Annotated in this window: 13 protein-coding genes; 9 read left to right on the top strand and 4 right to left on the bottom strand. The window is 67.0% G+C overall.

Annotated elements, in window-relative coordinates:
* Positions 1-26: 26 nt before the first annotated feature.
* The 6 genes from bcsE to BGI01S_RS31010 are packed head-to-tail and all read left to right on the top strand — an operon-like array spanning position 27 to position 7,621.
* Positions 27-2,069 carry a cellulose biosynthesis protein BcsE gene (gene bcsE / locus BGI01S_RS08875; RefSeq protein WP_042324244.1) on the top strand — a complete coding sequence of 681 codons (2,043 nt, stop codon included), beginning with the start codon at positions 27-29 and terminating at the stop codon, positions 2,067-2,069.
* Complete coding sequence (locus tag BGI01S_RS08870; RefSeq protein ID WP_174447392.1) at positions 2,069-2,275, top strand: hypothetical protein; 207 nt, start codon at positions 2,069-2,071, stop codon at positions 2,273-2,275. The genes bcsE and BGI01S_RS08870 overlap by 1 nt, the downstream gene beginning before the upstream one ends.
* Positions 2,272-3,060: a cellulose biosynthesis protein BcsQ gene (gene bcsQ, locus BGI01S_RS08865; RefSeq protein ID WP_042324240.1), complete on the top strand. Its 789-nt coding sequence runs from the start codon at positions 2,272-2,274 to the stop codon at positions 3,058-3,060. The genes BGI01S_RS08870 and bcsQ overlap by 4 nt, the downstream gene beginning before the upstream one ends.
* Complete coding sequence (gene bcsA, locus BGI01S_RS08860; RefSeq protein WP_084585298.1) at positions 3,057-5,723, top strand: UDP-forming cellulose synthase catalytic subunit; 2,667 nt, start codon at positions 3,057-3,059, stop codon at positions 5,721-5,723. Before bcsQ ends, bcsA begins: the two co-directional genes overlap by 4 nt.
* A gap of 42 nt (positions 5,724-5,765) precedes the next feature.
* On the top strand, positions 5,766-7,331 hold the full coding sequence (bcsG, locus tag BGI01S_RS08855) for a cellulose biosynthesis protein BcsG (RefSeq protein ID WP_042324238.1): 1,566 nt from the start codon (positions 5,766-5,768) through the stop codon (positions 7,329-7,331).
* Positions 7,328-7,621, top strand: coding sequence for a hypothetical protein (locus BGI01S_RS31010; protein WP_232624362.1), 294 nt, complete (start codon positions 7,328-7,330; stop codon positions 7,619-7,621). Before bcsG ends, BGI01S_RS31010 begins: the two co-directional genes overlap by 4 nt.
* A gap of 72 nt (positions 7,622-7,693) precedes the next feature.
* Here BGI01S_RS31010 and BGI01S_RS08845 read toward each other — a convergent pair whose 3' ends face one another.
* Positions 7,694-8,311 (bottom strand): LysE/ArgO family amino acid transporter, encoded by a 618-nt coding sequence (locus BGI01S_RS08845; protein ID WP_042324236.1) that lies wholly within the window; start codon positions 8,309-8,311, stop codon positions 7,694-7,696.
* Positions 8,312-8,408: 97 nt separating this feature from the next.
* On the opposite strand from BGI01S_RS08845, the gene BGI01S_RS08840 reads away from it, so the two are divergent.
* Positions 8,409-9,302 carry a LysR family transcriptional regulator ArgP gene (locus BGI01S_RS08840; RefSeq protein ID WP_042324234.1) on the top strand — a complete coding sequence of 298 codons (894 nt, stop codon included), beginning with the start codon at positions 8,409-8,411 and terminating at the stop codon, positions 9,300-9,302.
* A 36-nt stretch (positions 9,303-9,338) separates the two neighbouring features.
* Here BGI01S_RS08840 and BGI01S_RS08835 read toward each other — a convergent pair whose 3' ends face one another.
* The gene (locus tag BGI01S_RS08835) at positions 9,339-10,289 is read right to left on the bottom strand and encodes a LysR family transcriptional regulator (protein ID WP_042324232.1); all 951 of its coding nucleotides are present in this window, start codon (positions 10,287-10,289) and stop codon (positions 9,339-9,341) included.
* Positions 10,290-10,407: 118 nt separating this feature from the next.
* Here BGI01S_RS08835 and BGI01S_RS08830 point away from each other — a divergent pair, with 118 nt between their 5' ends.
* Positions 10,408-11,580 carry a M20 aminoacylase family protein gene (locus tag BGI01S_RS08830; RefSeq protein WP_042324230.1) on the top strand — a complete coding sequence of 391 codons (1,173 nt, stop codon included), beginning with the start codon at positions 10,408-10,410 and terminating at the stop codon, positions 11,578-11,580.
* Positions 11,581-11,639: 59 nt separating this feature from the next.
* Entirely contained in the window at positions 11,640-13,058 is a 1,419-nt protein-coding gene (locus tag BGI01S_RS08825; protein ID WP_042324228.1) for an MFS transporter, read from the top strand.
* Positions 13,059-13,285: 227 nt separating this feature from the next.
* On the opposite strand, the gene BGI01S_RS08820 is transcribed toward BGI01S_RS08825, so the two are convergent.
* Positions 13,286-14,542, bottom strand: a complete 1,257-nt coding sequence (locus BGI01S_RS08820; protein ID WP_042324226.1) for an MFS transporter — start codon at positions 14,540-14,542, stop codon at positions 13,286-13,288.
* Positions 14,539-15,534 (bottom strand): hypothetical protein, encoded by a 996-nt coding sequence (locus BGI01S_RS08815; RefSeq protein WP_042324224.1) that lies wholly within the window; start codon positions 15,532-15,534, stop codon positions 14,539-14,541. The genes BGI01S_RS08820 and BGI01S_RS08815 overlap by 4 nt, the downstream gene beginning before the upstream one ends.
* Positions 15,535-15,881 lie beyond the last annotated feature (347 nt).

Here is a 15,881-nt window from a genome sequence, read left to right as displayed (position 1 = left end):
ATGCAACCAGATCAGGGAATCCACGCGTGAGCACCGACTCGACTCCACTCAAGCCCGCGAAGGCCGGCGTCTTCGCGCGGCGCTGGCTGCAAGCGTTCGGCCGGCCGGGCTCGCGGGCGCGCGCGCGGCGGCTCGGCCGGCTCGCGGTCGACGCGTTGCCCGATGAATGGACCGCGCTCGAAACCGGCAAGCTCTACGCGATTTACGCGACGCCGCGCACGCCGGGCGCCGATGCGCTGATCTGGGAAAGCGCGCGTGGCGCGCAAACGCGCGATGTCACGGTGGTGCTGGCGCGTGAGCGCGTCGACGTGGCGCAGCGTCTGCGCGAACTCGGCTTCGACGCGAACGCGCCGGCCGCGGGCTGGCCGCGCAATCTGAGCGTGCTGGCGATGCCGCCGGCCGTGAGCGATGTAGTCGATGCCACGCACGCCACTCATGCCGCCGATGCTCCCCGCGTCGCCGTACCGCGCGCCGCCGTGCTCGGCAAAGTGTTCGGCGGTCTGCGTGCGCTCAAGCGCTTCGGTTTCCGCTCGCGTTCACTGTATTTCGTCGAAGGCGCCGAGCGCTGGTTCAGCTGGGACGACGCCGCCGCGCTCGCCCGCGAGGGTCGCATGCTGGCGGACTGGTGCGAGGCGCGCAACATCACGCTGGTGCTGCTGCTCGGTTCGCCGACGGGCGCGGCCGAAGTCGAGGACGCCGAGTGGCTCGATGTGAGGACATCGGCGGAAAACGCGGCTGTGCAGTCCAGCCGCAACGAATTTCGTGCCGCGTGCGCGGGCGTCGCGCGAATGGAACGCACGCACGGCGAGTTGTTGTGGCATGCCGACTTCTGGCGCTCGGACCGCACGCTCGTGACCGGCGAAGTCCGCGCGCTGCGCTTTACCGAAAGCGGCCGGCTGAGCGTTGCGCTCGATGCGCCAGGCGGCGCGGCGGCGCGCGGTGACGGCTTGCTCGCGCGCGACGAACAGCGGGTCGTGGTCAGCCGCGCGGTGGTGCGTGGCCATGAAGCGTGGGTGCCGTCGCATTGGGAAGTGCTGGCCGATCAGCCGGCGGTGCTGGCCGCCTGCGCCGATGCGCAGGCGGCGACCGTGGTGCTCGACTACGCGGGCGGCGCGCAGCTCGACGCGCTGTGCGCGGCGGTCCACGCGCTGCGCCGCCAGGCGGGACGCGCGCTGAAGATCGTGGTCGTCGAGCGGGGGGAAGTGCTGCGCCATCAATACGAGCTGCTGGTGCTGACGCTCGGCGCGAATCTCGTGCTGGGCCGCGACCTGCCGTTCTCGCGGATGCAATCGCTGCTGCAATCGTTGCAGGGGCAGCTTCACACGCGGCCGGTCGCCGCTGATTATCGAAGCGCACTCAGCGCGGCGTTGAGCGACGCTGTGCTCGGCTATCTGCCGGCCGCCGCGTTCTGCGAGCGCGTGCGCATCGTGCTCGAACGCAGCGCGGTGCTGCAACTGCCGCATGTGCTCGTCAAGTTGACGCTGCTGCCGCAATGCGCGCATGTCGATGCGCTGCGCCACTGCGTGCCGCGTCGCGCGGGCGATGTCTTCACGGCCGATGCTTCGCATCTCTATGTATTTCTGTTCGCGTGCCGGCTGGCCGATGCGGATGCCGCATTGGCGCGCATCTTCGACGTGCCGGTCGAACAGATGGCGGACGCGCTCGTGCATCTGGCGGAGCAGAGCATCGGCGATGAACTGGACGCGTTGGCGGCGGCGAACCGGCGCGCGCGGATCGCGGATTACAGCGATCTGTTCGTGGCTCCGGCCCCGGACGTGGGTGTGGCGGGCAGAGCGTTAGAGACGGCGGCGGCGTTGCAGGCGGCGCAGCAGCTTGCCACGGTGGAAGCGGCGTTGAAGTGGGCGCGCGGTGAGGTTGCGGCGGGTGATGAGACGCGGGCTGATGGCGACGGGGCCAAGGCAGCGAACCCCGCGAACCCCGCGAACCCCGAAACCGCGAAACCCGTCGACGCGCCGAAACGCAATAACGCGCCCACGCCAATCGCAACGCCCCCACGCCGCCACGCCGAACCCTACGCTATGCCGCTGCGAAACAAGGAGCACGACTGATGGAATTCCTACTGACCTGTTTCGCCGCCGGTGTGATCGTCGCGGTTCCGGTGTGGATCGTGTGGCAGCGCGGCGGCTCGCGCCGCAGGTTCGCCGCGATGCGCGGTTTCGATCCGAACGACGCCGTGCGCTGCGAGATCGAACCGGTCGCGCTGCGCGCCTGGCTGTTGCCCGACGCGCACCGTATCGACGAGGCCGCGCAATGAAAACGGTCGCTGTCGTTTCCACCGCCGGCGGTACGGGCCGCACGACGCTGAGCGCCGCGCTCGCGGTATTGCTCGCGCGGCGCGGCCGCCAGGTGGTCGCGCTCGACTTCGATCCGCAGAACCTGCTCGGCGCGCACCTCGGTATCGACGGACTCGCGCCGGCCGGTCTCGCGCAAGCGCTGCTCGACGAGACCTGCGCATGGCACGCGCACACGTGGCGCAATGCCGAGGGCGTGCTGTTCGTGCCGTACGGCGCGGTGTCGCTCGCGCAAGGCGCGCGCTGCGATGCGCGGCTCGCCGCCGAGCCTCGGTGGCTCGCGACTGCGCTCGCGCAACTCGATCTGCCGCGCGATGGCGTCGTGTTGATCGACACCGCCCGTTATCCGTCGCAGCAGGCCGATCAGGCCGTGCGTTGCGCGGACCTCGTGCTCTGCGTGACGCCGCCCGAACCGGCCGCGTGCGCGACGCTGGTCGCGCGGCTCGACGAATGGCGGCGCACCGGCGCGAATCTGAGGATCATCGTGAACCGGCTGAATCCGGCGCGCGACATGCAGCGCGACGTGCTTGCGATGCTCGCGGCGGCGCTCGGCGATGGTTTGCCGCTCGCGCAGCGCGTGCACCTCGACGTGGCGTTGCCCGAATCGTTCGCGCGCGGCACGTGGCTGTTCGACGACGCGCCGCATTCGCAGGCGTCGCACGATCTGCATGGTTTAGCGAACTGGCTCGATGCGTGGGTTGCCGGTAACTCGGCGACGGCCGCGCGCATCGACGGTGACCTGGCATGAGCGCGCCGACGAACGGATTGGGTGGCGACCGGCAGCCGGGGCCGGGCAATGCGCGGCGGGAGGCGCGCGGCGATGAGCACGCGCAAGAGCGCAGCGAAGCGTTTAGCGCGGTGCCCGGCCAAGCGTCCAACAACGCGCCCGCCACCACGCAGACCCGGCGCCAACGCATCATCGATTGGCTCGCCCGCAGCCTCGGCGTCCCCGCGCGCCGCACGCCGCTCGACTGGTTCGTGCGCCTGTTCTTCCAGCCGCCGCTGCCGGGCAAGGCCGACTACGCACGTCGCTGGATCAGAACCGCCGTGCTGCATCTCGCGCTGCAATGGGGCGTGCTGGAACCGCATCGTTTGCGCGCGTGGTTGTGGCGTGCATTCGTGCGCGCGCCGCGCGTGCCCGAGCACAGCGGCGCCGCGCAAGTGCGCGCCGTGCTCGACTGGATCGACCGCTGGCTGGTGCCGCTGTTATTGCGCTGGCGAGCGCTGTGCCGCCGCGTCGACGCGATGCTGCCGCGTCTGCCGTGGCAACGCTGGGGCGCGCGACTCGAAAGCGGCACGCAGCGCATCGGCCACATTCGCTGGCTGTTGCCGCTCATCGTGCTGGCGGGCGCGGGCCTGTGGACGATGATTGGCACGTCGCCGTTGTCGTCGGACGGTCAGTTCGAATTCTTCGCGGTGCTGGTGGCCGTCGCGCTCGTGTTGCGCCGCTTTCCCGGCCGCATGCCGGTGCTGATCCTCACGACGCTCGCGCTGCTCGCGATGGTGCGTTATGTCTGGTGGCGCATTACGCAGACGCTGTCCTTTCAGACGCCCGGCGAGGCGATACTCGGTTATCTGCTGTTCGGCGCGGAAGCCTATACGTGGGTGATTCTGCTGCTCGGCTTCGTGCAGACCGCGTGGCCGCTGAACCGCGCGGTCGCCGAGTTGCCCGCCGATACCGCGAGCTGGCCGAGCGTCGATATTTATATTCCAACCTATAACGAGCCGCTGTCGGTAGTGCGGCCGACCGTGTTCGCCGCGCAAGGCATCGACTGGCCCGCCGACAAGCTGCGCGTCTATCTGCTCGACGACGGCCATCGCGAAGAATTCAGGCGCTTCGCGCAGGACAGCGGCATCGGCTATCTGACCCGCGACGACAACCTGCATGCGAAGGCCGGCAACATCAACCGCGCGCTCGCGAAGACACACGGCGAGTACATCGCGATCTTCGATTGCGATCACGTGCCGACACGCTCTTTTCTGCAGACGACGATGGGCACCTTCCTGCGCGACGTCCGTTGCGCGATGGTGCAGACCCCGCATCACTTTTTCTCGCCCGATCCGTTCGAACGCAACCTCGGCACGTTCCGTCGCGTGCCGAACGAAGGCAACCTGTTCTACGGGCTCGTGCAGTCCGGCAACGACCTGTGGAACGCGTCGTTCTTCTGCGGCTCGTGCGCGGTCATCAAGCGCACGGCGCTGGAAGAAGTGGGTGGTGTCGCGGTAGAGACGGTCACCGAAGACGCGCACACCGCGCTCAAGTTGCACCGGCGCGGCTATACCACCGCGTATCTGCCGACCGTGCAAGCCGCCGGTCTCGCCACCGAAAGTCTCGCGAGCCACATCAAGCAACGCACGCGCTGGGCGCGCGGCATGGCGCAGATTTTCCGCATCGACAATCCGTTTCTCGGCCGGGGTCTCAGCTTCTTTCAACGGCTGTGCTATGGCAATGCGATGCTGCATTTCTTCTACGGCGTGCCTCGGCTCATCTTCCTGACCATGCCGATGGCGTATCTGTTCTTCCAGATGTATTTCATCAACGCGTCGGCGACCACCATCGCCGGCTTCGTGCTGCCGTACATCGTGCTCGCCAACATCGCGAACTCGCGGATGCAAGGCAAGTTCCGCCACTCGTTCTGGGCCGAAGTGTACGAGTCGGTGCTCGCGTGGTACATCGCGTTGCCGACCACCATCGCGTTCTTCAGCCCGAAGCACGGCAAATTCAACGTGACCGACAAGGGCGGTCGCATCGACGAAGGTTACTTCGACTGGGCCGTGTCGAAACCGTATCTGGTGCTGCTCGGGCTCAACGTGTGTGCGCTCGCGGCCGGCGCGTACCGGCTTATGTTCGGCCAGGGCGACGAGACCGCGACGATCCTGATGAACGTGTTCTGGACGCTCTACAACCTCGTGATGCTCGGCGCGGCGGCGAGCGTCGCGCGCGAGGCGAAGCAGGTGCGCGTGACCCATCGCATCGCTATGCGCGCGGCGGCCACGCTGCTGCTCGCGGACGGCACCACGGTGGCGTGCACCACCAGCGATTATTCGACCGGCGGTCTCGGCCTCGAGGTCGATCCCGCGCTGCGACTCGCGCCCGGCGACAGCCTCGGCGTGTGCCTGAGCCGCGGCGACCGGCAGTTCCATTTCCCGGTACACGTGAGCCGTTTTGTCGGCAAGAACCTGGGCGTGCGCTTCGATGGCCTGACGCTCGACCAGGAACGGCAGATGGTGCAATGCACGTTTGGCCGCGCCGACGCATGGCTCGACTGGGATGCGCAAACCATCGAGGACACGCCGCTGCGCGGCCTGAAAGACGTGCTGACGATGGGCATCGAAGGCTATTCGAGGTTGCTGACCGGCGTGCTGCGTGCATGCCAGTCGCTGCTCGCGCTGGACCGCACACGCTATTAATGCCGACGGCGCGCGCGCCCGGCCAATGAGAGAACTCTGTTCATGACTTTGTGGAACCTGTACTTCATCGCCAAGCTGTACCTGTTCGCGGGCGGGCATCTGCAGCCGCTGTGGCTCGTCAATGTCGGCTTCGCATTGGCGCTGGCCGCGAGCGCGACGCTGCGACATCGTGGGCTGCGGGTGTTGCGCAACCTGCTCGGACTCGTGGTCGGCGTGCCGCTGATGTACCACGAAGCGAACGTGCCGCCGTTCTCGCGTCTGACCGAAGAGTTCGGCAACCTCACGACCTTCAGCTTCGGCTACTGGCTCGAACTCGCGCAGCGTTTCCTGCCGCCGATGCTGCTGCTCGGCGCGCTCGGCTTTCTGGTCGCGTATCTGATCGTGAACCGCTGGTTGCGCGTCGCGACGTTCGTGCTGATCGCGCTGGTCGCGATTCCGTTGTGGCACGAGGGCAGCACGGTGCTCGCACAGTTGCGCAGCGCGCCGACGACGGCCGCAGCGGCGACGGCCGGTGCGGGCAACGCGCTTGCCGCGCAACCGCTCGACCATAACGCCGCGCTCGCCGCCTTCCGCACTCAGGAGTCGCAACGGCAGGTGAGTTTCGGTCATCTCGGCGCCGATCCGAACACGCAGTTCGACGTGATCGTGCTGCATATCTGTTCGCTGTCGTGGGATGACCTCGATGCGGTGAAGGCGCGCAATCATCCGATGCTCAGCCACTTCGACTATCTGTTCACGAACTTCAGCACGGCCGCGAGCTATAGCGGACCGGCGGCGATTCGCGTGCTGCGCGCAAGCTGCGGGCAGGAAGCGCACGCGGACCTCTACAAGGACGCGCCGCAGCAGTGCCATCTGCTGGCCGATCTCGCGCAGGCGGGCTACACGCCGCAGACGATGCTGAATCACGACGGCCACTTCGACAACTTCCTGCAACTGGTGCATGACAACGCGGGCGTGCCGAACGTGCCGATGATTCCGAACACCAGCGTGCCGGTCGCGATGCACGCGTTCGACGGCTCGCCGATTCACGACGACTACGCGACGCTCGCCAACTGGTACGCGCAACGCGCGAACACGCCGGGGCCGATCGCGCTGTACTACAACACGATCAGTCTGCACGACGGCAACCGCTTGCCGAACAGCAGTCTGTCGAGCCTCGATTCGTACCCGCAGCGTGTGAACAAACTGATGAGCGACTTCGACCGCTTCGCGGATCTGATCGCGGCGTCGGGTCGTCGCGCGGTGATCGTGTTCGTGCCGGAACACGGCGCGGCCTTGCGAGGCGACGCGAACCAGGTGGCCGGTTTGCGCGAGATTCCGACGCCGCGCGTCGTGCATGGACCGGCGGGCGTTCGCCTCGTCGGCTTCCAGGGCAATCATGGACCGACCACGGTGGTCGACAACCCGTCGAGCTTTCTCGCGATTGCGCAGCTGTTGTCGAACCTGGTGTCGAACAGTCCGTTCAAGCCGGGCGTGACCTTGTCGCAATACGCGGCGAATCTGCCGCAAACGCAGATGGTCGGCGAAAACGAAGGGACGGTGACGATGAAGACCGCGTCCGGTTATGTGGTGAAGACGCCGGACGGCGTGTGGGTGGACGGCAAATGACGGACGCGACTGTGAAGGACAACACCAGGACGGCCGGGCAGGCGGCCGCAAAGGGCGCAGTAAGCGCCGCCTCTGGCGCGGGCGGCTGGCCGGTCGACGACATCAGCGGTCTTGCGCGCCGTTTGCCCGAGATCGATCCGGCCAGCTATTTCGACGGTCAGGCGATGGGGGCGTTTCAGCAGTCGTTGATCAAGTGGCCGGTGCTCGCGCGGCTCATGAAGCTCGTGCCGGGCGATGACGTCGCTTCGCCTTCGGCGCACGATCCGGCGCGAGCGTTCGAAGCGGAGTGACGCGTCTTAAGCGACGCAAGCGCGGAACCCACACGCGTTCATCGCGCAAGCGTTCTTCGCAACGCGCAGCACTCATCGCAACTGCGTGACCGCAAGCAGCAACACCATGCTGCCGATCGCGCCGTCCAGCACGCGCCACGCGGTCGCCCGCCGAAACAGCGGCGCCAGCGCGCGTGCACCGTAACCCAAGCCGACAAACCAGATTCCGCTGACCGCCATCGCCCCGAGTGCGAACGCGAGCCGCGCGCCTTGCGGCTCACGCGCGCCGGCCGTGCCGATCAGCAGGAACGTGTCGAGATACACGTGCGGGTTGAGCCACGTGAACGCGAGCGTCATCAGAATGATTGGCATCGCGCATTGCGTGGGCGCCGCGCCGTTCGCATTCGCGTCGAGCACCGCATGCCCCGGCCGCACCGCGCGGCGCAGCGCGTTGATGCCGAACCACGCGAGATAGGCGAGCCCGACATACAGCATCGTATGGACGAACACCGGGTAGCGTTCCACCAGCACCGACGCGCCGCCGACGCCCGCGCCGATCAGTATGAAGTCCGACAGCGCGCACAGCGCGACGATCTTGCCGACATGCGAGCGCATGATGCCCTGGCGCAGCACGAAGGCGTTTTGTGCGCCGATGGTCACGATCAGCGACGCGCACAACGCGGCGCCGTGGGAGAAAGACAGCCAGTTCATAATCGATCCAGTAGACGGGAGAAGCGAACGGGGCTAGTCTGCGGTTTTGCGACTCATAAGAGAAGCTAATTTACTTAATGCAGATTAAGGAACGCTAATGCTCGACTATGCGTTGCTCGACGCACTGGCCGCCGTGGTGCGCCAGGGTTCGTTCGACCGCGCGGCCAGCGAACTGAATGTCACGCCGTCGGCGGTGTCGCAGCGGGTCAAGCTGCTGGAGGAGCGGGTCGGTAGCGTGCTGGTGAAACGCGGCCAGCCGTGTGTTGCGACGCCGTCGGGCGCGCTGCTGTGCCGCCATACCGAACGCGTGCAGTTGCTCGAAGCGGAGCTGAACGGCCGCCTGCCGGCGCTGTCCGGCGCGCTGGTCGAAGCCTGGCCCGCATTGAGAGTGGCGGTCAACGACGACAGCGTCGGTACCTGGTTCATCGACGCGGTCGCACCATTCTGCGTCGAGCGCGAGATGCTGCTCGATCTGGTGATCGACGATCAGGACCACACCGCCGAGCGGATTCGCGACGGCAGCGTGCAGGGGGCGGTCACGACCCAGGCGGAACCGGTGCAGGGTTGCCGCTCCACGCGGCTCGGCCGGATGCGTTATATGGCGGTCTGTTCGCCGGCGTTTCTCGAGCGCTATTTCGCCGACGGCGTCACGCGCGAAAGTTTGCGCCGCACGCCGTGCGTCGATTTCAATCCGAAGGATCAGCTGCAAAAGCGCTTCATGCGCCGCATTACGCGCGCGGAACTCGATCCGCCGTTGCATTGGATTCCGCACGTCGCCGGTTTTTTACGGGCCTGCGTGACGGGGCTGGGCTGGGGCATGTGTCCGGAGCGGATGATCGCCGCGCATCTGGCGAGCGGCGAGCTGGTGGAGATGGCGCCGGGTAAGCACATCGACGTCGATCTGTACTGGCAGAGCTGGCGTCTGTCGATCGGCTGGCTCGACGACTTCGGCGCGGAACTGCGCAAGCGCGCGGCGGAGTTTCTCGATTGATCGTTTGATTGATTGACGGGTCGCAGCCCGAGCCCATCAAAGCAGCAACTCGATCGAATGAAACAGCCGCCGCTGCTCCGGGTCCTGCGAGCGCGTGCCTTCGTCGATCGCTTCCCGCAGGCAATCGAGAAAACACGCGGCCGCCGGACTGGTCGGCGCGCCGCGCCGCGACGTGATACTGACGATGGTTTCATCGACCGTCTCGCGCAGCGGCAGCGCCCATAGATTCTCCTTCGCGAGCGTCACTTCGACGAGCGGCCACGGAAAAATGCTGAGCATGTCCGTGTGCGCGAGCAGGCCCAGTACGATCGCCAGCGAGTGCGCGAGATGAATCGTATGCGGCACGCGCATGCCGCGCTGCCGGAACAGGTTGTCCGAGATCGACTCGCGGCTCGCCGGGTCCCAGTTCAGCACCCATTCCGCGTCTTCCAGTTCGAGCAGCGTGCGGCAACCGGCCAACGGATGATCGCGTCGCGCGACCACCGCCGAGTGCGTCGAAAACAGCGGCACGTTGTGAAACTCCGATTGCGGCGACGCGGGCGGCGGCCGGCCGATCGAAAAATCGAGGCTGCCGTCGCGCAGACGCGGCTGCACCACCGCGAGCAGCCCTTCGAAAAATTCCAGCTGCACTTCTGGCATGCGTTGCCGGAACCGCTGTACGGCGGGCGGCAGAAAGGTCAGCGCGACCCACGGCGTGACGCCGATCGACAGCTTGCCGGCGGCCGCGCCGCGCAACGCTTCGATCTCCGCTTGCGCGCGCTGCAATTGCCCGAGCACCAGCCGTGCATGCACGACCAGCGCGCGGCCGAACTCGGTGAACGCGACGCCGCTCGCGCTGCGCACCACCAGCGGCGCTTGCAGATCGGCTTCCAGTTCGCGCATCGCTTTGGTCACCGCGGCCGGCGACAATCCCAGCGAGCGCGCGGCGGCCCGGATACTTCCGGTATCCGCGATCGCGGCCAAGGTGCTGAGTTGATGCAGTTTCATCGGATGAGGACGGAGTGGGGGTGGCAACCACGGGTTGCTGCCGCGACGATTCTACGCCTGCCGCCGGAAAATCGGCGTCGTTATGCTCGGTTCACGCTTTGATCGATGGAGACGACACGTGAACACCATGGCCATTCCGGCGGGCATCGCCGAACTCGAAGACGAAATGATCGCACTGCGCCGCCGTATTCATGCGCAGCCGGAGCTGGCGTACGAGGAATTCGCCACCGGCGACCTGGTCGCCGAACGCTTGCAGGAGTGGGGCTACACGGTCCATCGCGGGCTGGGTCAGACCGGCGTGGTCGGTCAGCTGAAGGTCGGCAACGGTACGCGCAAGCTGGGGCTGCGCGCCGACATGGACGCGCTGCCGATTCACGAAACCACCGGCTTGCCGTACGCGAGCACGGTGCCCGGCAAGATGCACGCATGCGGTCACGACGGCCACACGGCGATGCTGCTCGCCGCCGCCAAACATCTCGCGCAGGACAAGGGCTTCGACGGCACGCTGAATCTGATTTTCCAGCCCGCCGAAGAGGGTCTCGCCGGCGCGAAAAAAATGCTCGAAGACGGCCTGTTCGAGCAGTTCCCGTGCGACGCGGTGTTCGCGATGCACAACATGCCGGGCTTTCCCACCGGCAAGTTCGGCTTCCTGCCGGGCTCGTTCATGGCGTCGTCGGATACGGTGATCATCAAGGTGACCGGACGCGGCGGTCACGGCGCGGTGCCGCACAAGGCCGTCGATCCGGTCGTGGTGTGCGCGCAGCTCGTGCTCGCGTTGCAGTCGATCGTGTCGCGCAACATTGCGCCGCTCGACATGGCGATCATCACTGTCGGCGCGATTCACGCGGGCGAAGCACCGAACGTGATTCCCGAAACCGCCGAGATGCGCCTGTCGGTGCGCGCACTGAAACCCGAGGTGCGCGACTACCTGCAGGAGCGCATCACGGCGGTAGCCATCGCGCAGGCCGCCGTGTTCGGCGCGCGCGCCGAGGTGGACTATCAGCGCCGCTATCCGGTGCTCGTCAACGATGCGGCGATGACCGGCCTCGCGCGCCAGGTCGCGCTCGACTGGCTCGGCGAGGACGGTCTGATCGCCGACATGCAGCCGCTCACCGGCAGCGAGGACTTCGCGTTCCTGCTGGAGCGTTGCGCGGGCAGCTATCTGATCATCGGCAACGGCGACGGCGAGGGCGGCTGCATGGTCCACAACCCCGGCTACGACTTCAACGACGACTGCCTCGCCACCGGCGCGGCGTACTGGGTGAGACTCGCGCAGACGTTCCTCGTCTGAAGCCGCGCAGCGGGCCATCGCCGGCCCGCGCGAGTATGCAGGACATCACGGAGACACAGATGGACTATGCCGCCACCTCGCCATCCGCCGACGCCGACGCGTTCGGCACGCAGAACGTCGCGGCCACGCAGCCGGCCGCAGCATCGGCCGAGCGCATGCACCACGCGAAAGCGATCGCCGCGATCACGCTCGGCAACGGCCTCGAATTTTTCGACTTCACGATTTACAGCTTCTTCGCGACGATCATCGGCAAGCTGTATTTCCCGGTGGAAGGCCAGCTCGCGCAATTGATGCTGGCGGTCGGCACGTTCGGGGTCGGCTTCATCATGCGGCCGGTAGGCGGCGTGGTGCTCGGCGGGTATGCCGATCGCGCGGGCCGCAAGGCGGCGATGAGTCTGACGCTGTGGCTGATGACGCTCGGCTCGGCGCTGATCGCGTTCGCACCGACTTATGCCGCGATCGGTCTGGCCGCGCCGCTGCTGGTGATCCTCGCGCGGCTGATTCAGGGCTTCGCGCTGGGCGGCGAGATCGGCGCATCGACGTCGCTGCTGCTCGAATACGGCAGCGATAAAACGCGCGGATTCTATGGCAGCTGGCAGTTCGTGAGCCAGGGCCTGAACACGGTGTGCGGATCGCTGCTGGGCGTCGCGTTGGCGGCGTGGCTGTCGACCGAGGCGCTCGAAAGCTGGGGCTGGCGCGTGCCGTTCGTGATCGGCATGGCGATGGGGCCGATCGGCATATATATCCGGCGTCATCTGGATGAGACGCTGCCGGGCATCGAGGATGGCGGTGCGGCGCAAACGCCGGCGGCCGTTGCCAGGGTGCCTGCTTCACGGCCTGCTTCACAGGCTGTTTTGCAGCCCGCCTCGCAGCCCGTCCGCAAACTGTTTCGCGATCACTCGCGCGTCATCACGATGGGCGTGCTGACGACGATCGGCGGCACCGCCGCGAACTATATCGTGCTGTTCTATCTGTCCACTTACGCGATCCGCATCCTGCATCTGCCGATGTCGTCCGCGTTGTGGGCGGCGTGGACCGCTGCGGTGGTGACGGTGATCTGCTCGCCGTTCGCCGGCTCGTTGTCCGATCGCGTCGGCCGCAAGCGCGTGTTGTGGGTGTCGCGCGTGTTGCTGATCGTCGCGGTGTATCCGGCTTTCATGATCATCAACGCCGCGCCGACCGTGCCGGTGTTGTTGTCGGTGGTGGCGGGGCTCGCGGTGCTGGTGGCGTTCACCGCCGTGCCCAACATCGTGATGCTGCCGGAGATGTTCCCGCGCGCGATTCGTGCGACCGGCATGTCGATCGTCTATTGCCTCGGGGTGTCGATTTTCGGCGGGTTCGCGCAATTCTTCGCGACGTGGCTGATCCAGCTGACCGGCAACAATCTTGCGCCGGCCTGGTACCTGATCGGCTGCGGGGTGGTGTCGTTGCTGCCGCTGCCGTTCATGCGCGAAACGGCGGGCAGGGCGATCGACTGATTGCCCCGATTGCTTGCCCGATTGCTTGCCCGATTGCTTGCCCGATTGCTTGTCCGATTGCTTGTCCGATTGAGTGCCGATGAACGGCCATAAAAAAGAGGCGCGATAATTTTTATCGCGCCTCTTTTTTCATTTTGACGACGAGCGGCGACAGACCGCCGATACGCTTCGATGCACTGCGGTCAACGCGCGCTCATGCATTCACGCTTGTCCGGCAACGCCCACACTCAACTCGCCGCCGACTTCCCGCCATCGTCCACCGGCGCGCCATCTCCGGCCGCGGCCGCATCGCGCGTCTCGGGCATCGCAGCCCACACCAGCAGGACGGCCAGCGCACCCGCCGCCGCCAGGCCGAAGAAGCTGACCGCATTGCCGAAGTGATCCGCGACGAAACCGGCGGCCGTCGTGCTCAACGTCGCGCCGATCCCGGCGGCCAATCCGAACAGGCCGATACACAAGTTGTAGCGGCCCTTGTCGCCGGCGACGTCGGCGGCGATCAGCGGCAGCATCACGCCGAACACCGCGGCGCTGAGACCGTCGAGCATCTGCACCGGCACCAGCAGATACGGGCTGCTGATTCCGGCGAACAGCAACGCGCGGATCGGCAGCGCGGAGAAGCCGAGCAACAGGATCGGCCTGCGCCCCCAGCGTTCGGCGGAGCGTCCGACCCACGGCGACATCATCGCCACGATCGCTTGCGGCACGATGATGCACGCGGCGATCACGAGCTGCACGTTGTCGCCCATGCCGGCCGTCACTTCGCCGGCGGCGAGATTCAGCATCGCCGCGTTCGACAGATGGAACAGCACGATGCACGCCGCGAACAGCAGCATGCGCCGGTCGCGCAGCAACTCGCGCAGACTCTCGCGCCGTTCGATCTGCTGCGGCGTCGGCGCGGCCTTCGGCAGTTCGACGGTATCGGTGCGCTGGATCATCGACAGCGCGATCAGCGCCGGCACCGCGAGCCCGGCGGTCAGCCAGAACACCGCGCGCGGCGAATAGTACTCGCCGAACACGCCCATCAAACCGGCCGCCACGGCGCTGCCGATCGACGCCCAACGCGCATTGCGTCCGAGCCGGTCGCCGAGATTCGCGCGGCCTACCAGCGCGAACGAGATCGCGGCGAGCGCCGGCGTCAGCATGCAACTCGCGAAGCCGTGGAAGACCTCGGCGGCGATCACCGGCAACACGGTCGGACTGGCCGCGAGCAACACCGCGCTCAGGATGATCGCGATGATCGCCCACGCCGCCGCGCCTTTCTTGTTGCGCAGCGCGTCGACCGCGGCGCCGCCCGGCACCTGGCTCACCATCGCGCTGATGGTGCCGACCGACAGCGCCATGCCGATCTCGCCCTGGGTCCACTTGTGCGACGCGAGGTACGACGCGATGAACGGCCCGAAGCCTGTCTGCACATTCGCGACGAAAAAATTCAGCCAATCGAGCGCGCGCAGACTGCGCGCCGTGACCATGGTGCGGCCGGTCATCGGACCGCCCGTGCATTGGACACCGCGACTGCAGTCGACGCGGCCGCCGTCGGCGCGGCGGCCGATACCGCCGCCGACGCGGCCGCCGATGCGGCGGCGGCAGGTGCGGCTGGCGGCGCCGGCGACACCGCGCGAATCGGTTTGTCGTTCGCGTAGGGCGGCGTCGCGTTGATCTGCGCGTCGCTCAGATCGATCTGCGGATGCAGTTCCTTGTCGCGCGTGACGAAGCGCAACGCGGACCAGTTCGCGGCGATCGTGCGCCGCTCGGTGCTGACCATACCGTTGACGTCGAGCACGACGGCCTGCGGCTGCGCGTTGGCATCGATCAATACGTCGATCACGCGGCCGACCTTCGCGCCGTTCGAACGCTCGATGGTCGCGTCGATCAGCGGCAATTGCACGACATTCGATTTGGCCGCGCCGCTCGGCGCGGCTGCGGCGTTCAGCGTAATCGGCGCGGTCTTCGCGGTCGGCGTGAAGCGGAACGCGCCCCACGGGAAGTTCACCTTGCGATCGCCGACGCCGAGGAAGCCCTGCAGATTGACGACCATCTCGCGCGGTTTGCCGAGCGCGTCGGCAGTCATGTCGACCGCGCGGCCGACCACTTTGCCGTCGGGTTTCTGCACTTCGCTGTCGAGCAGCGCGTGCGCTTCGTTGCGCTCGATCGTGCGCAACACGATCAGCGGCGCGGGCGGCGGCGGGGGCGGCGGCGCGGGCGTGGCGACGGGCGGCGCGGGTTCGACCTTGTGCGGCTTGACCACGGGCTTCTTCGGTTTCTTCTGCTGCTCGGGTTCGTTCGCCTCGCTCTCGACCGGCTCGGGCGCGGAGGCCGCCACCGGCGCACTCGCGGGTTCAACGGGCATGATCGTCGCCTCGACGATCGGCGCCTGCTGCGGACCCCATAACAGGCTGCCGCAGCCGGACAGCGCGAAGAGCGCGAACACAGCGAGAATCAGCACGCGCCAGGCAGGACGCGAAAAGCCGCCAGTCATCAGAACAAACTCCATGGGCCGGTGCGGACGGGCGCAATGGGCCGCCGCGGTTATCACAGGTACGGGCCAGAGTGTAACCCGTGAGGTCGCGCGGGCCTGCTTTTGCAGGCATCGGGCAGCGTTGCCGGAAGCACGCTTCATGCCGCGCGCCTGTGGGTTCGTTTCGCGTTCCGGTTTTTTTCCCGCCCGTTTCGACGGTTCATCGAGAGCGCTTTGAGAGCACTGCCAGGCCGCGAAACTGTCGGCGCGCTTTCACCCCGCCGCGACAAACCGTAGGTGTAAACGCGCGGCGCGTGGGCGAGCGCGCCGTCTCCTGAAGGATATAAGCGTCGCGACATGTCCGGCAT

This window comes from Paraburkholderia ginsengisoli NBRC 100965 (assembly GCF_000739735.1).
Lineage (GTDB): Bacteria > Pseudomonadota > Gammaproteobacteria > Burkholderiales > Burkholderiaceae > Paraburkholderia > Paraburkholderia ginsengisoli.
This window is presented reverse-complemented; position numbering and strand designations above follow the sequence as displayed.